Annotated in this window: 19 protein-coding genes and 1 pseudogene; 9 read left to right on the top strand and 11 right to left on the bottom strand. The window is 60.3% G+C overall.

Annotation, left to right across the window (positions count from 1 at the left end; genetic code table 11):
• Positions 1-13: 13 nt before the first annotated feature.
• The 5 genes from IEX40_RS13130 to IEX40_RS13110 form a co-directional block, all read right to left on the bottom strand.
• Positions 14-685, bottom strand: coding sequence for a riboflavin synthase (locus tag IEX40_RS13130; protein WP_188748994.1), 672 nt, complete (start codon positions 683-685; stop codon positions 14-16).
• Positions 685-1,827: a bifunctional diaminohydroxyphosphoribosylaminopyrimidine deaminase/5-amino-6-(5-phosphoribosylamino)uracil reductase RibD gene (gene ribD / locus IEX40_RS13125; RefSeq protein WP_188748992.1), complete on the bottom strand. Its 1,143-nt coding sequence runs from the start codon at positions 1,825-1,827 to the stop codon at positions 685-687. Before ribD ends, IEX40_RS13130 begins: the two co-directional genes overlap by 1 nt.
• Positions 1,828-1,830: 3 nt before the next feature.
• Positions 1,831-2,313, bottom strand: coding sequence for a transcriptional regulator NrdR (nrdR, locus tag IEX40_RS13120; protein ID WP_188748991.1), 483 nt, complete (start codon positions 2,311-2,313; stop codon positions 1,831-1,833).
• Between the two features lie 199 nt (positions 2,314-2,512).
• Positions 2,513-3,769, bottom strand: coding sequence for a serine hydroxymethyltransferase (gene glyA, locus IEX40_RS13115; protein ID WP_188748989.1), 1,257 nt, complete (start codon positions 3,767-3,769; stop codon positions 2,513-2,515).
• Positions 3,770-3,957: 188 nt separating this feature from the next.
• Complete coding sequence (locus IEX40_RS13110; protein WP_188748987.1) at positions 3,958-4,380, bottom strand: Hsp20/alpha crystallin family protein; 423 nt, start codon at positions 4,378-4,380, stop codon at positions 3,958-3,960.
• A 207-nt stretch (positions 4,381-4,587) separates the two neighbouring features.
• Here IEX40_RS13110 and ettA point away from each other — a divergent pair, with 207 nt between their 5' ends.
• Positions 4,588-6,246, top strand: a complete 1,659-nt coding sequence (ettA, locus tag IEX40_RS13105) for an energy-dependent translational throttle protein EttA (protein WP_188748985.1) — start codon at positions 4,588-4,590, stop codon at positions 6,244-6,246.
• Positions 6,247-6,268: 22 nt separating this feature from the next.
• On the opposite strand, the gene IEX40_RS13100 is transcribed toward ettA, so the two are convergent.
• Positions 6,269-7,360 carry a GGDEF domain-containing protein gene (locus tag IEX40_RS13100; RefSeq protein WP_229680754.1) on the bottom strand — a complete coding sequence of 364 codons (1,092 nt, stop codon included), beginning with the start codon at positions 7,358-7,360 and terminating at the stop codon, positions 6,269-6,271.
• Positions 7,361-7,593: 233 nt separating this feature from the next.
• Here IEX40_RS13100 and IEX40_RS13095 point away from each other — a divergent pair, with 233 nt between their 5' ends.
• On the top strand, positions 7,594-7,968 hold the full coding sequence (locus IEX40_RS13095) for a PilZ domain-containing protein (protein WP_188748980.1): 375 nt from the start codon (positions 7,594-7,596) through the stop codon (positions 7,966-7,968).
• A gap of 114 nt (positions 7,969-8,082) precedes the next feature.
• On the opposite strand, the gene IEX40_RS13090 is transcribed toward IEX40_RS13095, so the two are convergent.
• A complete protein-coding gene (locus tag IEX40_RS13090; protein WP_188748979.1) occupies positions 8,083-9,063 on the bottom strand; it encodes a helix-turn-helix domain-containing protein in 981 nt (326 codons plus the stop codon).
• Between the two features lie 237 nt (positions 9,064-9,300).
• On the opposite strand from IEX40_RS13090, the gene IEX40_RS13085 reads away from it, so the two are divergent.
• From IEX40_RS13085 to IEX40_RS22110, 4 genes and pseudogenes are all read left to right on the top strand, one after another.
• Positions 9,301-9,834 (top strand): 2,4'-dihydroxyacetophenone dioxygenase family protein, encoded by a 534-nt coding sequence (locus tag IEX40_RS13085; protein WP_188748976.1) that lies wholly within the window; start codon positions 9,301-9,303, stop codon positions 9,832-9,834.
• A 68-nt stretch (positions 9,835-9,902) separates the two neighbouring features.
• A complete protein-coding gene (locus IEX40_RS13080; protein ID WP_188748975.1) occupies positions 9,903-11,171 on the top strand; it encodes an MFS transporter in 1,269 nt (422 codons plus the stop codon).
• Positions 11,172-11,194: 23 nt separating this feature from the next.
• Positions 11,195-12,277: a 2,3-butanediol dehydrogenase gene (locus IEX40_RS13075; RefSeq protein ID WP_188748973.1), complete on the top strand. Its 1,083-nt coding sequence runs from the start codon at positions 11,195-11,197 to the stop codon at positions 12,275-12,277.
• 167 nt (positions 12,278-12,444) lie between these two features.
• Positions 12,445-12,995, top strand: a pseudogene (locus IEX40_RS22110) (SDR family NAD(P)-dependent oxidoreductase); the annotation flags it as partial.
• A gap of 85 nt (positions 12,996-13,080) precedes the next feature.
• Here the strand turns inward: IEX40_RS22110 and radA are convergent.
• Positions 13,081-14,466 carry a DNA repair protein RadA gene (gene radA / locus IEX40_RS13065; protein ID WP_188748971.1) on the bottom strand — a complete coding sequence of 462 codons (1,386 nt, stop codon included), beginning with the start codon at positions 14,464-14,466 and terminating at the stop codon, positions 13,081-13,083.
• Between the two features lie 132 nt (positions 14,467-14,598).
• On the opposite strand from radA, the gene IEX40_RS13060 reads away from it, so the two are divergent.
• Positions 14,599-15,876 (top strand): O-acetylhomoserine aminocarboxypropyltransferase/cysteine synthase family protein, encoded by a 1,278-nt coding sequence (locus IEX40_RS13060; RefSeq protein WP_188748969.1) that lies wholly within the window; start codon positions 14,599-14,601, stop codon positions 15,874-15,876.
• On the opposite strand, the gene IEX40_RS13055 is transcribed toward IEX40_RS13060, so the two are convergent.
• Positions 15,873-16,748: a LysR family transcriptional regulator gene (locus IEX40_RS13055; protein WP_188748967.1), complete on the bottom strand. Its 876-nt coding sequence runs from the start codon at positions 16,746-16,748 to the stop codon at positions 15,873-15,875. The two genes, IEX40_RS13060 and IEX40_RS13055, sit on opposite strands and share 4 nt — an antisense overlap.
• 115 nt (positions 16,749-16,863) lie before the next feature.
• Here IEX40_RS13055 and IEX40_RS13050 point away from each other — a divergent pair, with 115 nt between their 5' ends.
• Positions 16,864-17,943 carry a YeiH family protein gene (locus IEX40_RS13050; RefSeq protein ID WP_188748965.1) on the top strand — a complete coding sequence of 360 codons (1,080 nt, stop codon included), beginning with the start codon at positions 16,864-16,866 and terminating at the stop codon, positions 17,941-17,943.
• Here the strand turns inward: IEX40_RS13050 and can are convergent.
• Together can and hemE are read right to left on the bottom strand one after the other, a co-directional pair.
• Positions 17,920-18,594, bottom strand: coding sequence for a carbonate dehydratase (gene can / locus IEX40_RS13045; protein ID WP_188748963.1), 675 nt, complete (start codon positions 18,592-18,594; stop codon positions 17,920-17,922). The genes IEX40_RS13050 and can overlap by 24 nt on opposite strands.
• 91 nt (positions 18,595-18,685) lie before the next feature.
• Positions 18,686-19,750 (bottom strand): uroporphyrinogen decarboxylase, encoded by a 1,065-nt coding sequence (gene hemE, locus IEX40_RS13040; RefSeq protein ID WP_188748961.1) that lies wholly within the window; start codon positions 19,748-19,750, stop codon positions 18,686-18,688.
• Positions 19,751-19,933: 183 nt separating this feature from the next.
• On the opposite strand from hemE, the gene IEX40_RS13035 reads away from it, so the two are divergent.
• The gene (locus tag IEX40_RS13035; RefSeq protein ID WP_188748959.1) at positions 19,934-20,698 is read left to right on the top strand and encodes a helix-turn-helix domain-containing protein; all 765 of its coding nucleotides are present in this window, start codon (positions 19,934-19,936) and stop codon (positions 20,696-20,698) included.
• Positions 20,699-20,896 lie beyond the last annotated feature (198 nt).

Genomic DNA, 20,896 nt, shown 5'->3' with positions numbered 1-20,896 from the left:
CATCTCCCACGGCTCAACGGCGCATGAAACCGGCCGCTGCCAGTGTTTCCAGTGTCAGTCCGCTCCCGGCGTCAGTGGCGTTGTCGGCATCGCTCGCCGGCGCCATCAGACGCTCCAGGTAACGGGCGATGATATCCACCTCCAGATGGACCTCCCGCCCGGCGCGGTACGTATCGATAATGGTTTCCTGTGCCGTATGCGGCACGATATTGAGCCCGAAGCGGTCACCCTCCAGGCTGTTCACGGTCAGGCTGACGCCATCCACGGTGATCGAGCCCTTGGCCGCGATGTAGCGCAGCAGTGACTTGGGTGCCTGGATCCACAGGCGGACCGAGCGAGCATCGTCGCGCCGATCGATCACCTTGCCCAGACCATCCACGTGGCCGGTGACGATATGACCGCCGAAACGGCTGGTCGGCATCATCGCCTTCTCCAGATTGACCCGCTCACCCACCTTCAGCGACGGAAAGCGGGTATGGGTCAGCGTCTCGCAGGAGACGTCGGCGACAAAGCCGTCACCCGGCAGCGCCACGGCGGTCAGACAGACGCCGTTGGTGGCGATACTGTCGCCCAGTTTTACATCGGACAGGTCCAGATCACCGGTGCGTACCTGCAGCCGCATGTCGCCATCCACCATGCGGATATCGGCGATCTCGCCTATGGCTTCGATTATGCCCGTAAACATCAGTGCTCCTGATTCCCGTCGGTTTCAAGCACATGCCAATCCAGGCGCAAGTCGGCGCCGAGATGACGAATATCGGCCAGCGCCAGTGGCACCTGTTGCGCCATACGCTCCAGAGGCAGCTCCAGCAGCGGCCGCGCGCTGCTACCCAAAAGTTTAGGCGCCATATACTGGATCAGCTCGTCCACCAGACCGGTACTGACGAATGCCCCGGCCAGGGTGGCACCGCACTCGACCAGCAACTCGTTGCACTGTTCCTGCTTGGCCAGATGCGCAAGCAGGGTATGAAGGTCGATCCTGCCCTCGCCTGCCTGCACCATCACCTCGGCGCCAGCACCCTGCAGGGCCCCTGCCTTTTCCTCATCCCGACTCCGGGTAACAACGAGTGTACGCCCCGGCTGGCAGAGTATTTTGGCATCAACAGGCATGCGCAGATCGGTATCGAGCACGACACGCAATGGCTGGCGAGCGGCGATCTGTTCGGCCTGCTCCAACCCCAGCTCATCTGCGCGCACGGTCAACGACGAGTCATCGATCAGCAGCGAATCGATACCGGTGACGATGGCCGAGCTGCGCGCGCGCAGACGTTGCACATCGCTGCGAGCCTGGGGACCGGTGATCCACTGGGACTCGCCGCTGGCCATCGCCGTACGACCGTCGACGCTGCTGGCCAGCTTGATCCGCACCAGCGGCAACCCCCGCTCCATCCGTTTGATGAAACCTGGATTCAGTGCCCGCGCCTCGCGCTCCATCAGCCCGCTGGCGACCTCGATACCGGCCGCGCGCAGCTTGTCCAACCCCTTTCCGGCAACCGCCGGATTGGGGTCAACCATGGCGCAGACCATGCGCCTAATACCGGCCTCGATCAGAGTATCGGCACAGGGCGGCGTGCGGCCGAAGTGGCTGCAGGGCTCGAGCGTGACATAGGCGGTCGCACCGCGGGCGTTGTCGCCGGCCACGCGCAGCGCATTGACCTCGGCATGCCCCTCTCCTGCCCGGATATGGTAGCCCTCGCCGACGATCTCGCCGTCACGTACCAGCACGCAGCCGACGCGGGGGTTGGGATCGGTGGTATAGAGGCCGCGCCGTGCCAACACGATAGCACGGCCCATAAACTGATGATCGAGACTGGAGAAAGCGGACATGATTCAGCTCTGCCCCTTGTCGGCAGGCTGTTCGGAGTTGGCGGAGAGGCGCTCGATCTCCTCCCTGAACTCATTGATATCCTGGAAGCTGCGGTAAACAGAGGCGAAACGCACATAGGCGACCTGGTCGAGCTTGCGCAACTCCGCCATCACCACCTCGCCCATTTCACGCGAGGGCAGTTCTCGCTCGCCGGTGGCGCGCAGTTTCAGTTTGATACGGGTCAGGCAGGCTTCTACCGCTTCAACACTGACCGGACGCTTTTCCAGCGCGCGCAGGATACCGGCGCGCAGCTTAGCCTCGTCGAACGGCTGCCGGGTACCGTCGGTCTTGATCACCCGCGGCATCACCAGCTCGGCTTCCTCGAAGGTGGTAAAACGTTCGTGGCATTTGACGCACTCACGCCGCCGACGCACCTGCTGCCCCTCGGCGACCAATCGCGAGTCGACAACCTTGGTATCACCAGCGCCACAGAAGGGACAATGCATCCTCAGCCTCGAATAAAGAGCGTCGGTCACGCCTTGGCGCGAGCCGAAAAGAAAGAGCGTTTATACAATATAACCCCGCTCCTACGCATCCATGCGCTCGCGGGATAAGTACATCCCTGATACAAAAAGGCGGCCGTTAAGCCGCCTCGCTATTCTAGGGAGGCCGGGAACAAGTTTCCAGCCTCCTCGCAGGCTCCGGTTACTTGTACACCGGGAAGCGTGCGCAGATATCCAGCACCTTGGCCTTGACCGCCGCGATGCAGTCCTCGTTGTTGATATCATCGAGGACATCGCAGATCCAGCCGGTCAGTTCGGTCACTTCCGCTTCCTTGAAGCCGCGACGGGTAACCGCCGGGGTTCCGATACGCAGACCGGAGGTCACGAACGGAGAGCGCGGATCGTTCGGCACCGCGTTCTTGTTCACGGTGATGTAAGCGCGGCCCAGTGCGGCGTCCGCATCCTTACCGGTAACGTCCTTGCTGACCAGATCGACCAGGAACAGGTGATCGTCGGTACCACCGGACACGATGTCAAAACCGCGATCCTGGAACACCTTGACCATCGCCTTGGCGTTTTTCACCACCTGAGCCTGGTACTCCTTCCACTCCGGCTCCAGTGCCTCTTTAAAGCACACAGCCTTGGCCGCGATGATGTGCATCAGCGGGCCGCCCTGGGATTCCGGGAACACGGCGAAGTTCAGCTTCTTCTGCAGCTCTTCATCAGCGCGTGCAGACAGGATCAGACCACCGCGCGGACCGCCCAGGGTCTTGTGCGTAGTGGTGGTAACGACATCGGCATACTGCATCGGTGACGGGTACTGTCCGGCCGCGACGAGACCGGCAACGTGCGCCATATCGACGAACAGGTAAGCACCCACCTTGTCGGCGATCTCGCGGAACTTGGCCCAGTCGATGATGCGGGAGTAGGCGGAGAAACCGGCCACGATCATCTTCGGCTTGTGCTCAAGCGCCAGACGCTCGACCTCGGCGTAATCGATCTCGCCGGTTTCCGGGTTCAGGCCGTACTGAACGGCATTGTAGATACGGCCGGAGAAAGATACCGCAGCGCCGTGGGTCAGGTGGCCACCGTGGGCCAGGCTCATGCCCAGAACGGTGTCGCCCGGCTGGCACAGGGCCATGTAGACAGCGGCGTTGGCCTGGGAGCCGGAGTGCGGCTGGACGTTGGCAAAAGTGGCGCCGAACAGTTCTTTAGCACGTTCGATGGCCAGCTCTTCGACGATATCGACATATTCACAGCCGCCGTAGTAACGCTTGCCGGGATAGCCTTCCGCATACTTGTTGGTCAGCGCGGAGCCCTGGGCTTCCATAACACGCGGGCTGGTGTAGTTCTCGGAAGCGATCAGCTCGATGTGCTCCTCCTGGCGGGTCACTTCGGACTGCATGGCAGACCAGAGATCCGAGTCGAAGCTGGCGATAGACATATCTTTGCTAAACATTACTGTCCCCTGATTGAGCAACGTCGTCGGCACCGGCAGCAGACCTGATGCGGCCTACTGACCTGAACGGCCGTGAAAAGGCGAGCATTATAGTCGAAAAACTAACCGCGTGGCACGTGAAAAGCTGTCAGTCGGGTAGGAGGGAAATTCATGCGGCGAGGGAGCCTCGCCGCATGGTTTCTGTAACCCTATTCGACGGAGATATTGACGCCTTCGGGCGCCTCTTTAGCGCGCTTGGGCAGGGTCAACGCCAAAACGCCATCATTGAAGCTGGCCTTCACTGCAGCCGGATCCACATCGGCACCGACACTGAGTTGACGCAGGAACTGGCCGATATGCCTCTCCTGACGGATCAGCTTGCCCTCTTTCTCCTCTTTCTCTTCGCGGCGGGTTTCCGCCTTAACGCTGAGGATGCCGTTTTCCAGGCTGACCTGGATATCCTCTTTCTTCACGCCCGGCAGGTCGACGGATACCTTGTACTCGGTATCGGTTTCGTGGACATCGATAGCCGGCACCTTCTCGCCACTGCCGCGCACAGCCAGCGGCCGAAACAGATCGTCGAAAAACGTATCGTCGAACAGACTGCCGAAACGGGTCAGATTCTTGGCCATAAGATCACCCCCTATTTAGCTGTTGTTATCAGGTTATGCAGCTGGAGCATCGCGCCCCCCTGCACTATCCAACCTGAATATAGAAAGCGGTCCGTGCCTTCGCCAGCTCAGGGATTGACCGGGCGCAAATGGCTTTCACTTTTCCGTACGGGTAGAATTCACCTATCCGTTTTATTTCACCGATATCAAAACCAGAGGTTCGTCTGGATGGCCCAGTACGTATACACGATGAACCGCGTCGGCAAGGTGGTACCGCCGAAGCGCGAAATTCTCAAAGATATCTCCCTGTCCTTCTTTCCCGGCGCCAAGATCGGTGTGCTGGGTCTGAACGGTGCGGGTAAATCTACCCTGCTGCGGATCATGGCCGGCGTCGACAAGGACTACATCGGCGAAGCACGGCCGATGCCGAACATGAAGGTCGGCTACCTGCCGCAGGAGCCGGAGCTCGACAACTCCAAGACCGTACGCGAGATCATCGAAGAGGCGGTGGCCGACGTGAAGAACGCGTTGGCCGAGCTGGACCAGGTCTATGCCGCCTACGCCGACCCGGATGCCGACTTCGACGAACTGGCGAAGAAACAGGCGGAACTGGAGAACCTGATCACCGCGAAAGACGGTCACAACCTGGACCAGGCGCTGGAGCGCGCCGCCGATGCCATGCGTCTGCCGCCCTGGGACGCCAAAGTCGAGCACCTGTCCGGTGGTGAGCGCCGCCGCGTGGCACTGTGCCGCCTACTGCTCGATCACCCGGATATGCTACTGCTGGACGAACCGACCAACCACCTGGACGCCGAGTCGATCGCCTGGATCGAGCGCTTCCTGCAGGAGTACCCCGGAACCGTGGTGGCGATCACCCACGACCGTTACTTCCTCGACAACGCTGCCGGCTGGATTCTGGAGCTGGACCGCGGGCGCGGTATCCCCTGGGAGGGTAACTACTCCAGCTGGCTGGAGCAGAAGGAGCAGCGTCTGGAGCAGGAAGCCAAGTCCGAAGCTGCTCATATCAAGGCGATGAAATCGGAGCTGGAGTGGGTTCGCCAGGGTGCCAAGGGCCGTCAGACCAAATCCAAGGCGCGACTGAAGGCGTTCGAAGAGATGAACTCCCGCGAGTTCCAGCAGCGCAACGAGACCCAGGAGATCTACATTCCGCCCGGCCCACGCCTGGGTGACAAGGTGATCGAGCTGAAGGACGTGACCAAGTCGTTCGGCGACAAGCTGCTGTTCGAGAACCTGAACATCTCGATTCCGCCCGGTGCCATCGTCGGCATCATCGGCCCCAACGGTGCCGGTAAGTCGACCCTGTTCAAGATGATCACCGGCGAGGAGAAGCCGGACTCCGGCGAGGTCGAGCTGGGTTCCACCGTGCAGTTGGCCTACGTCAACCAGTCCCGCGAGCTGAACGGCAACAACACCGTGTTCCAGGAGATCTCCGACGGCCAGGATATCATCACCGTCGGCACCTATCAGACCCCGGCGCGCGCCTACTGCGGTCGCTTCAACTTCAAGGGTTCCGACCAGCAGAAGTTCGTCAAGGACCTGTCCGGGGGTGAGCGCAACCGCCTGCACATGGCCAAGTTGCTGAAAGAGGGCGGCAACGTGCTGCTGCTCGACGAGCCGACCAACGACCTGGATATCGAGACCCTGCGTGCGCTCGAGGAAGCGCTGCTGGCATTCCCCGGGTGTGCCGTGGTGATCTCGCACGACCGCTGGTTCCTCGACCGTATCTGCACCCACATGATCGCCTACGAGGGTGAATCGAAGGTGGAGTTCTTCCAGGGCAACTACACCGAGTACGCCGAGGACTACAAGCGCCGCTACGGCAAGGACCACCAGCCGGAGCGCATCAAGTACAAGCGCATGAGCTGATCCCGCTCAACACCGGCGCGGCTCAGTCAACGAGCAGCGCCGGTTCCCTCTCCGCTACCGACTTCGCCGCGGTAGCCGCACTATCCACATCCTCCGCTCCCGCTAGCCGATAACCATCCCGCCCCCTGGCCTTGGCCAGATAGAGTGCCTCGTCCGCGCGGCGCAGCAGTTCCGAAGAGGATTCACCCGGTTCAAGGGTAGCGATACCGATACTGGTGGTGAAACCAACCACCTCACCGCTGGGGATCCTGACCCGGGTTTGACGACAGCTGTTGCAGACCTCCTCTGCCGCAATACAGGCAGCCGCACCATCCGCACCGGGCAGAATGGTCAGAAACTCCTCGCCGCCAAAACGTCCGGCCAGATCACGCTTGCCCCGTGCCTGTTTGCGCAGGATCTTGGCAAACTGCTTGAGTACAATGTCGCCGGCAGCATGACCGTAGTTGTCGTTGAAGCCCTTGAACTTGTCCAGGTCGAATAGCAGGATCGAGATCGACTCACCCCGCTCGCGGGCATACTCCACATCCCCCTCGAGCTGCTCCATCACCTGGCGCCGGTTGGCCAACCCGGTCAGCGCATCGCGCGTGGCCTGACGATACAGGCCCAGCAGCATCGACAGCTGGTTGACCGCGGCCCAACCGGCGATGACACCCAGCACCAGCAGCAGCCAGAGGTCGTTGATCTCGTCGATCATCCCCACTCTCTGGGTCGATATCTGGGTCACCAGTTCGACCAGGATCACCACAGCGGTGACCACGCTCACTTCGACGATGGTCAGCGGGAAGATCGCCAGCATGGTCACGATCATGAAGGGAAAGAACTGATATCCAGCTACGGCGGACATATGCCCGGCGTCGAGTAGCAGCAGATTGCTCCAGGTCTGAAACGCCGACAGGATCGCCAGCAGCAGAAACAGCCGCGCCAACGCAAAGCGCAGATCATAGGGTCTCTGGTACCAGAACAGCAGCGCCAGCAACGCCACCCCGGAAACGAAGCGCCCGAGGGCGATCGGCGCTTGTATCTGAGTGGGCAACAACAGCTGGTCGACCAGGACCCAGCCGGTCTGCAGCACTGCCAGCAGCAGGGTCAGCAGCCTGATTCGCTGGAAGATCAAAAAGCTCCGCGTTTGATTGAAATAACGCGTGTGACGCGCAAGTGAAAGTACATCGAGCATTTTTTGCCACATCCTTCCCGCATCCCTACGCTGGTTGACGAAAACGGATCACGATAGCGCTTTTTGGCTTAAAAAGGCATGATCCAGGCCATAGATCTGCACAGAAGCCTTTTCCGGCCAAAGCCGGTTGTACTAACATGGCTGCACCCCTGACGGATTAGCGAGGAGAGAACGTGACCGCCACCCAAGATGAACGCCGCCGCTTCAGCCGTATCCGGTTTGACGCCGGTTGCGAGCTGCACTCCGCGGCGGGCCCTGCCGAGGTGCAACTGGTCGATATATCGCTGCGCGGTGCGCTGATCGAGTCCTCCCGCCCGCTAGCCTTGGAGCTGCAGGGCGAAGCCGAGCTGCACATCTATCTGGCCAGCGACATCCTGATCCGCATGCCCGGTTCGGTGACTCATCTCAGCGGAACCCAGTACGGTTTCCGCGCAGGCGACATGGATATCGAGAGCATCAGCCATCTGCGTAGGTTGGTGGAGCTCAACCTCGGTGACGAGGCGATGCTCGAGCGTGAACTGGAAGCGCTGTTCCCGGACGCCGGTTAAGGCTCATAACGCGTCCTAGGCATCGGCGAGTTTATCTACAGCCACCACCCCGCCAAATAACATCAGAACCTGCCCATTAGGCCAGCCTCTGAAACTGAACATCTGCGCTGTTGCTCAGCAGGGAGGCTGGCAAGCGTTTTTCTGCCGCGCATCGGTTGGCGTCAGCCCAAAGTGCCGGCGGAATACCCGTGCGAAATGGGCCTGACTGGAAAATCCACACTGGTAAGCCACGTCGGCAATACCATATCCATGACGGCTAGGATGCGTTAACAGATTCCACGCCAGCTGCAAACGCTGCTCCAGAAGGTACTGATGCGGTGTTAATTCCTCTTCAGAAAACAGGCGGTTCAGATGGCGGCCAGAAATTCCCAATGCAGCAGCCACCTCTTCGACTCCCAGGTCAGGTCTGCTCAAATGCTCATCCATGTACTGCTTGGCCATCAGCCGATGATGCAAAGCGACGGATGACCCGTCGCTCGTTGACTCCTGCCTCCCCAACATGGCCTCAATCAGCCGCCAAGCTTTACGCTGGAATGCTTCAGCCTCATCGGCATCCGGTGCCTGCATGAAAAGAATGACCTGGCGACACAAGTTGCGAATCAACAACTTGACCAAACGGTCTTCTGTATCAATACGTAGCGGGCTATCAAGGTCGCGCTGGCAACGCTGCCGAAATTTTTCAAAAGGAATATCGATGGTGAGTTGGCTCATCTGATTGGTAAAGCCCACCAGATAGGGTTTGTCGGTGCGATAGAGCAAAGCATACTGGTCATCGAGCATCGCGCAGTCCTTGCCCTGATAGAAAAAGGCATTTTTGCCCATGCCGATCGAGACCAGAACTGACTCCTTCGGCACAGCACGAACGAGTGCCTGATCCCGTTCAACCACATGGCCATTACCTTCTATCCAGCTCACTTTCATGTCGTCCATGTGCAGGCTTTGCTGCGTTGCGGACAGTCCCTCTGGCACGTAAGAAGAGCTGCGGATACCAACAAAGTGATTTGCATTGAACTGGTCCCAGTACTGGAGTCTCTGCTCTGGGGCCACATTCATAGTAGAGGCTTTCTGGACGGTGAGAGTCGTTGAGTGATTCATTGTTATTAATCTCCGAAGCCAGCCTGGCTGGCTATCGCTACGTCTCTATTCACTTTACGGCTGCTGTCAATTAACCGCAAAAGCTTGATCCACGTCAATGATCAGAGCGGAGTACTGGCTTCATTTACGTCAGCCGTGTCCGAAAACCGCAAACATCACGTCTGATTTCCACAAACCGGCAACTTTGCCTCGCCCTAGACTGGCCGTTCCAATAACAACAACCTCGAAGGTACTGATATGCCAGAGCTCGCCACATCGGAATTCTGGAAAGACATCCCGGCCATTCCCAACTTCTTCAAACCGGACGCCAAGCCGGAAGTGTATATACCCAACGCGCCCATCGACGATCCGAAGTATTACGTGCCGTTCACGGAAACCGTTTTTTCCCGACCTCTGTGGATCTCACCCACCGAAAATCGCTGGTGCGACATCCTGATGGCCAGCAGCGCCGGTTTGGTCAACCGCCACTACCATCCCCATGAAGTGTTTGCTTTCACCATCTCAGGCAAATGGGGCTACCTCGAGCACGACTGGACCGCCACCGCCGGCGACTTCGTCTATGAAACGCCGGGAGAGGGCCACACCCTGGTTGCCTATGAACACGAAGATCCCATGCGCGCCTTTTTTATCGTCAAAGGCCCGCTGATCTGGCTCGACGATAAGGGCGAACCAGAAGGTTACTTCGATGTTCACGATTACATCGCCATGTGCCGCGAGCACTACGCGAAAGTTGGCATTGGCGCCGACTACGTGGATACCCTGTTCCGCTAGTCACCGTCCATTTCATCCCTTACGCGCACCGCGCGCTGTATTCGGCTGCGTGCGGTCTGGAGAACACCATGGTGAATAACAATAAATACTCCAATTACGAGAATATTCTGCTCAGCGTTCTGTTTCTGACCTTCGGGTTCGTATTTTTTGACCGACTGGCGCTGTCCTTTCTGTTCCCCTTCATGGCGGACGAACTGCATCTCAGCAACAGCCACCTGGGGTTGTTGTCATCAGTTCTAGCACTGGCCTGGGCACTGTCGGGCGCTCTGGTTGGGGCCTGGTCGGATCGTATCGGCAAGCGCAAACCTCTGTTGGTCATGGCCGTAATACTGTTTTCGCTGTGCTCTGCACTATCGGGCATGGTCACTGGCTTTATCAGCCTGCTGGCGTTCCGTGCCGTGATGGGACTGGCCGAAGGGCCTATTTTGCCGATCTCCCAGTCGCTGATGGTGGAGTCGTCATCGCCGCATCGTCGCGGCCTGAACATGGGTCTGTTGCAGGGGTCGGCCGCTGGCTTGCTGGGTGCGGTGATCGGGCCTCCGGTGATGATCGCCATGGCCGAGGCCTGGGGCTGGCGCCAGGCCTTTATCCTGTCCCTGATACCTGGCCTCATCATCGCCTTCCTGATCTGGAAGTACGTTAAACCGGATGCTGACAGCCGCACGCAGACAGCCGCGCACCAGGATAATCAGGACGCACCCAGGCCACGTGGCATCAAAGCCTACGCGGCGCTGCTGTCCAACCGCAATATTTTGCTGTGTACCCTCATCAGCTGCTTCTACCTGACCTGGTTCGTAGTACTGATCTCTTTCACGCCGACATTCCTGGTCAATGTTCGCGGTTTTGAACCCAGCACTATGGGCACCATCATGAGCTGTCTGGGGGTAGCCTGGGTGATCTGGGGCTTCGTTGTGCCTGGCGTGTCAGACCGACTGGGTCGCAAGCCTACACTGGTGATATTCACCTTGCTGGCGGCCTGTTGCCCAATGGTACTGCTGTATACCGAAACGCCTCTGATGATGGGCGTGCTGGTGATTCTGACCTACACCGGCCTGGGTTGCTTCACCCTGTTTATGGCCACGATTCCAGCTGAAACCGTCTCGCGCGGGCAGATTGCCACCGCCCTGGGTCTTATCATGGGCATCGGCGAACTGGTGGGTGGCTTTGGTTCACCCACACTGGCCGGCTTTGCAGCGGATCAATACGGCCTGCAGATCGTCATGTTCGTCAGCAGTGGTGCTGCCATTGTCGCCTCACTGTTGTCCCTGATGCTGAAGGAAACCGCCCCTGCAGTACTGGCGCGACGCAACCTGGCGGTTTCCCAACCATCAGCCTGACGTGTATCTGAGAAGGAGAACCCATGAAAGTATTACGCTGGTACGGCGCTCAGGACATTCGTCTCAGTGATGTTCCAAACGCCGTCCATAAGGACAACGAAGTGCTGGTGCAGGTTGCCTACTGCGGTATTTGCGGCAGCGACCTGCACGAATATCAGGATGGACCTCACGCAATTCCATGTGGGGCCATGCACCCGGTATCGGGACATCAGGCACCGCTGACTCTCGGCCACGAATTCTGTGGCCAGGTGGTGGCGGTCGGCGACCAGGTCAGTACTGTCAAGGTCGGCGACCGGGTGGCGATTGAGCCGGAGTACCGCTGTCAGACGTGTCGCTACTGCAAGTCCGGCGATTACAACCTATGCGAATCGATGGGCTTCATCGGTCTGATGGGTGACGGCGGTATGGCGGAGCAGGTGGCCGTTCCGGAGTATATGCTGCACCGGCTGCCAGACACTGTTTCCTATCGTCAGGCTGCAGTGCTGGAACCGTCTGCCGTGGCCGAGCATGCGCTCAATCGCAGTGCGCTCAAACCCGGCAGTCGCTGTCTGGTGATCGGCCTTGGCCCGATCGGGCTACTGCTGATCATGCTGGCGCGGCTACGCGGCATTACCGACATCTGTGCTGTCGACGTCAGTCCAGAGCGACTGCATAAAGCCCAGCAGCTTGGTGCCCAACACACACTGGACGGGCGTCAACCCGACCTGCTAATGCAACTTCAGCAACTGTCGGACGGGGGCTACGACAGCGTATTTGAAGCCGCGGGTAGCCAGACCACCTTCACCACAGCGCTGCAGGCAGCCAAAAAAGGCGGCGAGGTGGTACTGGTCGGGTTGATGGGCGACATCAGTCTGGATGCCTTTGATCTGGTCAACCGTGAGGTACGCCTACAAACCTCGGTCGGCTACCGCAATGTCTATCCGACACTTATAAGCCACATTGCCGAAGGCGCATTTGACCCGTCGGTGATCGTGACGCGCACCGTTGGTCTGGAAAACGCGCTGAGAGCAGGCTTTGATGCCCTGCTTTCCAGCAAGGAGCAGATCAAGGTTCTGATTAATCCCAATCCAACCCTCAACGAACAGGAGCACCAATTTCATGTCTGATAACCCAGTTTTTGCTGCCGGCTTCATGTCTGGCAAAACGGTTTTTATCACTGGTGCCACTTCGGGTATTGGGGCGCCCTTGCCTACGCCGAAGCCGGGGCCAAGGTGATTGCAGCCGGTCTGAATCCCAATAGCGAACACGCCCCCAGTCACCAGAATATCGAGTTGCTCGACTCGACGTGACCGATACCAACGCTCTGCAGTCCAGCATTGGTGCCGCCGACGGTTTGGCGGTCCTGATAAACTGTGCCGGCATCAGCCGTGATCGAGATGAGTATCAGCTCAACCAGTTCGACAAGGTACTGTCGGTCAACCTGCGCGCGGCCATGGTTGCCAGCGAGACCGCCCGTCCCATGCTGGCGAACAATGGCGGCTCCATCATCAACCTGGCCTTTATGTTCGGTACCTTTGGCTCCAAGGATCAACCGGCCTACGCCGCCAGTAAAGGCGGTATCGTGCAGCTGACGCATTCACTAGCAGAGGAGTATGCCAACGAGGGAGTTCGGGTCAATGCCATCGCCCCTGGCTGGATCGACACGCCGCTGGGCGAGGGTCTGAAAGCCGACAAGGTTACCTCTGTCCGAATTCCAGGACGCACGCCCATGGGGCACCGGCAGAAGTAGCCAGTGTCGCGCTGTTCCTGAGCAGCCCAGCCGCTGGATTTATCACCGGTGTCATCTTACCAGTCGATGGCGGGTATCTCTGTAACGGCGCCTGAGAAAAATCCAGTACCTTGCGAACATGGCTCCGAGCTGGAAGCGATGCTGGACAAATTAGCCCATCGCTTCCGGCCGATTATTACCTCAGATCGCATCCAGCGCATCGGACAGTTTGTCCACCGCCACCACCTCGATACCGTCGATACGCTCCTTCGGCACATTGTTCCGCGGCACGATGGCACGCCTGAAACCGTGTTTGGCGGCCTCGCGTATCCGCTCCTGACCGTTGGGTACCGGACGGATCTCACCCGAGAGGCCCACTTCACCAAATACCACCAGATCCTGGCCCAGCGGCCGGTCGCGAAAGCTGGACACCACCGCCAGCAGCAGCGCCAGATCGGCACTGGTCTCCAGCACCTTGACCCCGCCGACCACGTTGACGAATACATCCTGATCGCCGGTCATCAGACCGCCATGGCGGTTCAGCACTGCCAACAGCATCGCCAGCCGGTTGGTATCCATGCCCACCGCCACCCGGCGCGGATTGGACAGGTGCGAGGTATCCACCAGCGCCTGCAACTCCACCAGCAGCGGCCGGGTACCCTCCCAGACCACGATGACCACGCTACCGGGGCTGGCTTCGGCGCCGCGACTCAAGAAGATCGAGCTGGGGTTTTTCACCTCTTTCAGCCCCGCTTCCAGCATGGCGAACACGCCCAACTCGTTGACCGCACCGAAACGGTTCTTATGGCTGCGCAGGGTGCGGAAACGGCTATCGGAGGAGCCCTCAAGCTGCAGCGAACAGTCGATCATATGCTCCAGCACCTTGGGGCCGGCCAGGCTGCCATCCTTGGTCACATGACCGACCAGGAACAGCACCGTGCCGGTCTGCTTGGCATAACGGGTCAGGAAGGCGGCACTCTCACGCACCTGGGATACCGAACCGGGTGCCGACTGCACATCGGACACATGCATCACCTGGATCGAGTCGATTACCAGGATCTTCGGCTTCAACTGATCGGCGACATCGCAGATGGTCTCCACCGCGGTTTCCGACAGCATCTTCAGCTGGTCCGCCTTCAGCCCCAGACGCGCGGCGCGCATCGCCACCTGCTGCAGCGACTCCTCGCCGGTGACATAGAGCGCCGGCATCTGCGCCGCCAGATAGCAGGTGGTCTGCAGCAACAGGGTACTTTTGCCGGCACCGGGATGACCGCCGATCAGCACCGCCGAGCCCGGCACCAGACCGCCACCGAGCACCCGATCCAGCTCGCCGACGCTGGTCGGGATGCGCGGCATCTCCTCCAGGTCCACCTCACTGAGGCTGACCACCCGATCCTTGCCGGCGCCACCGGCATAGCCGTCGAACCGCGCGCTGCGCACCCCGGCCTGGGCACCACCAGCCGGCGCCTGGGCGATGCGCACCTCGGTGATCGTATTCCACGCCCGACAGGCGGTGCACTGCCCCTGCCACTTGCCGTAATCAGCGCCGCAGTCATTGCAGACATAGGCGGTTTTTGCCTTGGCCATACGCTCTCCTCAATCAATCCGCCGATTTTAACCCGCTGCGCCACCAATTGCTGACTTTGGTCGTCTACAAGCACCGAGATCCGGTGCTAGACTCAGGCGTTCGAGAATAAATAACAAGCACAGGACGCCCCGATGAAACTGGAAACCCTCGCCGTTCACGCCGGTTACAGCCCAGACCCGACGACCAAGGCCGTCGCGGTGCCGATCTACCAGACCACCTCCTACGCCTTCGACGACGCCCAGCACGGCGCCGATCTGTTCGACCTGAAGGTGGCGGGCAACATCTACACCCGCATCATGAACCCGACCAACGATGTGCTCGAGCAGCGTGTCGCGGCGATGGAGGGCGGCATCGCAGGTCTGGCCGTTGCCTCCGGCATGGCCGCCATAACCTATGCCATCCAGACCCTGTGCGAGGTGGGTGACAACATCATCGCCACCAGCGAGCTGTATGGCGGCACCTACAACCTGTTCGCCCACACCCTGCCACGCCAGGGGATCGAGGTTCGCTTCGTCAACAAGGACGATTTCGCCAAGATGGAGTCGCTGATCGACGCGCGCACCAAGGCGGTGTTCTGCGAAACCATCGGCAACCCCTCCGGCGGTATCGCCGACATGGAGAGGATCGCCGAACTGGCGCACCGCCAGGGTGTGCCGGTGATTGTGGATAACACCGTACCCAGCCCGGCGCTGTGGCGCCCGATCGAGCAGGGTGCCGATATCGTGGTGATCTCCGCGACCAAGTATGTCGGCGGCCACGGCAACTCGATCGGCGGGGTGATCGTCGACTCCGGCAAATTCCCCTGGGCCGACCACAAGGAGCGCTTCGCGCTGCTCAACGAGCCGGACCCTTCCTACCACGGCGTGGTCTACACCGAAGCGTTCGGACCCGCGGCGTTCATCGGCCGCGCCCGCGTGGTGCCGCTGCGAAACATGGGCGCGGCAATCTCACCGATGAACGTATTCCTGCTGCTGCAGGGGCTGGAAACCCTGCCATTGCGCATGGAACGTATCTGCGAGAACGCGCAGAAGGTCGCCGAATATTTGGAGAACCATCCGGCGGTCACCTGGGTCAAGTACGCGGGCCTTGAGAGCCATAAGGATCACGCTCTGGCGCAGAAATATATGAACGGCAAGTCGTCCGGCATCCTCAGCTTCGGCCTCAAGTCCGGCCGCGAAGGTACCCGCCGCTTCTACGATGCGCTGGAGGTGTTCACCCGACTGGTCAACATCGGCGACTGCAAGTCGTTGGCGTCGATTCCGGCGGAGACCACCCACCGTCAGCTCAATGATGCCGAACTGGCCTCGGCCGGTGTGTCACCGGAGATGGTGCGGCTGTCGATCGGTATCGAACATATCGACGATCTGACCACCGACCTGGAGCAGGCATTGGCCAAGTGCCAGCTCTAACCTGATAAGCCATCGACCTGCGACAGGCAGCGCTCGATAAACCGCGTCAGTGCCGGTGTTTGCCGGCGCTGGCGATGCTGCACGATGTAAAACCAGCGGCTGATCCTGCGCTCAGGCGCCAGCTCGACCAGCTCGCCGCTATCCAGCTCCCGCGCCACCACCTGGCGCGACAGACAGCTGATTCCAAGCCCCGCCAGCAGGGCACTGCGGATCGCTTCTGAACTACCCAGTTCGTAGGCTATGTTGACCCGGTCCAACCCTGCCAACAGCTGCTGCTCCACCACGCTACGGGTACCCGAGCCCCGTTCGCGCACGATCCAGGGCGCCGCCGCCAACTCGGCATCCGCCATATCCGATCGCAGCCAGGCTGATCCAGCGGCCGCCACTATCAGCATCTCGTCCCGACGCCACTGTTTCACGCTGAGATCCGGATGTTGCACGCTGCCCTCGACCAAGCCCAGTTCAAGCTCACAACGTGCCACCTGCTCGGCAATGTCGCCGGTGTTGGCGATGCTGACCTGGGCACCGGTCTGCCCCGTCGGCAACTGCGCCAGTAGCCTGGGTAACAGGTAGTTACCGATGGTGGTACTGGCACCGAGCTGGAGCCGGCCGCCCCGGTCGGAGAACAGACGCGTCATCTGCTCTGACTGGGTCAGCAACTGGCGCGCCTCAGGATAGAACACACGACCATTGCCGTTCAGCACCAACTTGCGCCCGACGCGATCGAACAGCTCGACGCCCAGGCGCTGCTCCAGCTCGGCCAGGGCCGCACTGGTCGCTGACTGCGACAGCGCGATCGCTTCACCCGCTGCCGTGGTCGATCCCTGCTCTGCCACCGCCAGAAACACCTGTACCTGTCGCAGCGAAATCATCAGCACATACCTGTTTTTTAGGTTATTTAAATATATCTAATCCATTTTTACGATCGTTTACTACCCCGTACACTGCCTCCATTCCCCAACATTCTACGCCTAGGGAGTACTGAGCATGGCGCTGGAACAGATCACACACTATTCGCCACACCCGGTACCGCTGCGTCGAGCACTTCTCGCGATCGGCACAAGACTGCCCGGACTGGCGCTAAGTGCCGTCATCGCCTTGCTCGCGCTGGCACTGGGGTCTCAACCACTCTTCACCACCCTTGGCACACTGACGCTGGCGATGCTGCTGGGCCTGGCTCTGGGTCAATGGCTGCCCCGGAACATAAGCGAGCGTACGACGGCAGGCACACAGCTCGCCCGCACGCGACTGCTGCGGGCGGGGATAGTATTGTACGGTTTGAGAATAGGACTCGATGACCTGCTTCAGGTGGGCAGTGAAGCTCTGCTCAGCGACCTGCTCGTGGTGGCAGGCGTTTTCCTGCTGGCCGGCTGGGCTGGCACCCGCTTACTGAAACTGGAGCTGAAAACCGCGCTGCTGGTCGGCGCCGGCAGCGCGGTCTGCGGGGCCGCAGCGATTCTGGCGATCGCACCAGCACTGCGCGCAAAGGCCCAGGATATCCCGGTGGCGATCGCCACCGTGGTGCTCTTTGGCACCTGCGCCATGCTGCTCTATCCCTGGCTATGGACGCTGGAACCGATTGCGCGGTTGTTCGGTGGCTCGGAGCTGACATTCGGCCGCTATCTCGGCGCGACGGTACATGAAGTGGCGCAAGTCGCGGCAGCAGCCGGTGCGTTGAGTCCCGAGGCGGGGCAGGCGGCGGTGATCACCAAGCTGATCCGCGTGATGCTGCTGGTACCGCTGATACTGGTGGTGTCTGCCTATTTCGCTCGGCGGGAAGACAGGGACGGGGGCGCGGTGAGCATCAACCTGCCATGGTTTGCTCTGCTGTTTCTGCTGATGCCGCTGGTCAACGCCAGCGGTCTGCTCAGCCCCATCCTGCAGGAGCAGATTCGGCATCTGGACACCCTGCTGCTGGCCATGGCCATGGCGGCACTGGGCCTGGAAACCCGTCTCGCAGCATTGAAACGCAGCGGCCTGAAGCCGCTACTGCTGGGTGCCCTGCTGTTTCTGGTATTGGTTGTCGCTGGGGCGGCCGTGACCTTAGTCGTCGGAGCCCTGGTTTGATACTAGTCGCTGAACCCGCGCCACTGCACTGCCGAGCTGGGTGTCAAGCCGCTCGCGTCCATCGACGCAGAAATCCAGATCGATCACCTGGCCATTGGTCAGGCTGTAGACCCAGCCATGCACGGTCAGCTCCTGGCCGCGATCCCAGGCGTCCTGCACGATGGTGGTGTTGCAGACGTTGTGCGCCTGTTCGATGACATTGAGCTCGCACAGGCGCTCGTTCTGTTCCACCGTATCCTGCCAGGGGCCAACCAGGTCGCGGTACTGGATATAGACATCGCGGATATGGCTGAGCCAGTTGTCGATCAGGCCGTGGCGCGCGCTGTCCATCGCCGCACGCACCCCGCCGCAGCCGTAGTGACCAACCACCATGATGTGCTTGACCTTCAGTACCTCAACCGCGAACTGCAGCACCGACAGGCAGTTCATGTCGGAGTGCACCACCAGGTTGGACACGTTGCGGTGAACAAAGAGCTCGCCCGGCAGCAGATCGACGATCTGGTTCGCCGGCACCCGGCTGTCGGAGCAGCCGATCCACAGGTAGTCCGGCGCCTGCTGGTTCGCCAGAGTGGAGAAAAACTCCGGATCCTGCTCGGTGATCCGCTCGGACCAGCTGCGGTTTTTCTCAAACAGATCATTAAGCCTGTTCATAATTCTTCCGTTGGGTCTTGAGATGGCTGATTACGCCCAGCGCGGATCCGCCGGGCGGGGTATAGCTATGATGATAAAGCGGTGTGCAGGTTCAGTCGTGATAGGAAGCACTGAGTTCATGCACCGCATCGACGAATACGCCGGCGCTTTCCGGATCGACGAACTGGTGGATGCCGTGACCCAGGTTGAACACATGCCCGGTGCCAGGCCCGAAGCTCTGCAGAATCGCGGCCACTTCGCTGCGGATACGGTCCGCAGGGGCATACAGCACGCTCGGATCCATGTTGCCCTGTAGCGCTACCCGGTCGCCCACCCGACGACGGGCATCGCCGATGTCGGTGGTCCAATCCAGGCCCAGCGCATCGGCGCCGCTATCAGCCATCGTCTCCAGCCACTGACCGCCGTTCTTGGTGAACAGGATACAGGGCACTCGACGCCCTTCGTTCTCACGGATCAGGCCGTCAACGATGCGCTTCATATATGCCAGCGAGAACTCAAGGTACATCGGCCCGCTCAGCGCACCGCCCCAGGTATCGAAGATCTGTACCGCCTGGGCGCCGGCCAGAATCTGCTCGTTCAGGTAGAGGGTGACCGCGTCGGCAAGTTTGGCCAGCAGCTCATGCATCACCTCGGGACGGGCATACATCATCTCCTTGATATGACGGAAATCCTTGCTCGAGCCGCCCTCAACCATATAGGTCGCCAGGGTCCAGGGGCTACCGGAGAAGCCGATCAGCGGCACCCGGCCGGCCAGTGCCGAGCGGATCTCGCGGACCGCGGCGATCACGTAATCCAGATCGCGCTTCACATCCGGCACCGGCAACGCCGCCACGTCATCGGCGGTGCGTACGATCTTCTTGAAGCGCGGACCCTCGCCGGCTTCGAAGTAGAGCCCCAGCCCCATGGCATCGGGGATAGTCAGAATATCGGAGAACAGGATCGCGGCATCCAGGTCGTAACGCTCCAGCGGCTGCAGTGTCACTTCGCAGGCGAGTTTGGGATTCATGCACAGGCTCATGAAATCACCGGCACGCGCGCGCGTTTCACGATACTCCGGCAGATATCGTCCAGCCTGGCGCATCATCCAGACCGGCGTGCAATCTACCGGTTCGCGCAGCAGTGCGCGCAGAAAGCGGTCGTTCTTAAGCTCAACCATGGTGTCTATCCTGTAATTTGCCGTAAGTCGCTATAAACAAGTTGGGCGCCATTGTACCGATTTAGGGGGCCGCGGCGTACCTCCTTAGAGCATTCGGTATACAACCAATGCCTGAGCGCATGATCAACAACAGTCAACCTTGTGATAGACTGCATCCAGGCTTACCAAACTTCTGTCGGCATCATGCGTAAAGAGACCAGCGTTATCTCCCTGCCGGACAGCGCCGACCAGCATGATCATGGCTATCATCAGCTGGTGTTCGGCCTGGAAGGCGATACCGAATTCGATCTGGCCGGCTACTGCCGCCCGGTCAACTTCGGCTGGGGTTGCCTGCTGCCATCGGCGACGGGACACGCCTTCCACGGCCTGGGCGATAACCGTATCGTCGTGGTCAATCTGCCCACCGAGGGCGAAGACCGGCCGTTGCAACAACGAATAGAGCAGTTGTTCAAACGTCCCGACTACTTCAACTGCGCACCGCAGATGCAGCTGCTGCTTAACGCCCTGAGCCGGGAGATGCAGCAGAACCCGTCCGACACCCTGTTGCAGGATGCCTGTGCCAGCACATTGGTGTGCGCCCTGCAACGGCAACTGGAACAGCAGCACAGCCAGCCCCGCCGTATGGGCCGGTTGAACCTGGCCCTGATCGACACCTATATCGACCTGCATATCGAACGTCGCATCGACGTCGCGGAACTCGCCGGCAGTGTCTGCCTGAGTGAGAGCCAGTTCTTCGCCCTGTTCCGCGACCAGACCGGACAGACCCCGCAACAATATGTTATGGAGCGTCGGCTGCAGTCCGTCGCCACCGCGCTGGCGAATACCGACTGCGGCATCTCGGAGCTGGCGGCGCGTTTCGGTTTTGCCAGCCAGAGCAATCTGACCCGTGCCTTCGGCCGCCGTTTCGACACATCCCCCTTGCGCTATCGCCGCACCCATCAGCGTTAACCTGCGCCACCGAGCCAACTCCGTAGAACGGGACAAAAACCCCGGAGCCTGGGGAAAGACCCAAACCAACAAACTTCCTTAACCTGCAGGTAGATTGGGCAGGGTCTACAGTAATGAGTACTTTTCGAGCAATCTGCATCGGACCTGAAAGCCGAGCCCTCCCGTTGTATCAATCCGGCACAGCACAGGTTAGGAGAT

It is taken from the genome of Marinobacterium zhoushanense (assembly GCF_014641945.1).
GTDB lineage: Bacteria > Pseudomonadota > Gammaproteobacteria > Pseudomonadales > Balneatricaceae > Marinobacterium_D > Marinobacterium_D zhoushanense.
Note: the sequence above shows the minus strand (reverse complement) of the source record. Positions and strands in the feature narration are given on the sequence as shown.

Coding starts and splice junctions, on each gene's coding strand:
- IEX40_RS13060 (WP_188748969.1), top strand. CDS start 14,599: ATGAAACTGGAAACCCTCGCCGTTCACGCCGGTTACAGCCCAGACCCG.
- nrdR (WP_188748991.1), bottom strand. CDS start 2,313: ATGCATTGTCCCTTCTGTGGCGCTGGTGATACCAAGGTTGTCGACTCG.
- IEX40_RS13035 (WP_188748959.1), top strand. CDS start 19,934: ATGCGTAAAGAGACCAGCGTTATCTCCCTGCCGGACAGCGCCGACCAG.
- IEX40_RS13110 (WP_188748987.1), bottom strand. CDS start 4,380: ATGGCCAAGAATCTGACCCGTTTCGGCAGTCTGTTCGACGATACGTTT.
- IEX40_RS13055 (WP_188748967.1), bottom strand. CDS start 16,748: ATGATTTCGCTGCGACAGGTACAGGTGTTTCTGGCGGTGGCAGAGCAG.
- radA (WP_188748971.1), bottom strand. CDS start 14,466: ATGGCCAAGGCAAAAACCGCCTATGTCTGCAATGACTGCGGCGCTGAT.
- IEX40_RS13090 (WP_188748979.1), bottom strand. CDS start 9,063: ATGAATCACTCAACGACTCTCACCGTCCAGAAAGCCTCTACTATGAAT.
- glyA (WP_188748989.1), bottom strand. CDS start 3,769: ATGTTTAGCAAAGATATGTCTATCGCCAGCTTCGACTCGGATCTCTGG.
- ettA (WP_188748985.1), top strand. CDS start 4,588: ATGGCCCAGTACGTATACACGATGAACCGCGTCGGCAAGGTGGTACCG.
- can (WP_188748963.1), bottom strand. CDS start 18,594: ATGAACAGGCTTAATGATCTGTTTGAGAAAAACCGCAGCTGGTCCGAG.
- hemE (WP_188748961.1), bottom strand. CDS start 19,750: ATGGTTGAGCTTAAGAACGACCGCTTTCTGCGCGCACTGCTGCGCGAA.
- IEX40_RS13130 (WP_188748994.1), bottom strand. CDS start 685: ATGTTTACGGGCATAATCGAAGCCATAGGCGAGATCGCCGATATCCGC.
- ribD (WP_188748992.1), bottom strand. CDS start 1,827: ATGTCCGCTTTCTCCAGTCTCGATCATCAGTTTATGGGCCGTGCTATC.
- IEX40_RS13085 (WP_188748976.1), top strand. CDS start 9,301: ATGCCAGAGCTCGCCACATCGGAATTCTGGAAAGACATCCCGGCCATT.
- IEX40_RS13080 (WP_188748975.1), top strand. CDS start 9,903: ATGGTGAATAACAATAAATACTCCAATTACGAGAATATTCTGCTCAGC.
- IEX40_RS13050 (WP_188748965.1), top strand. CDS start 16,864: ATGGCGCTGGAACAGATCACACACTATTCGCCACACCCGGTACCGCTG.
- IEX40_RS13075 (WP_188748973.1), top strand. CDS start 11,195: ATGAAAGTATTACGCTGGTACGGCGCTCAGGACATTCGTCTCAGTGAT.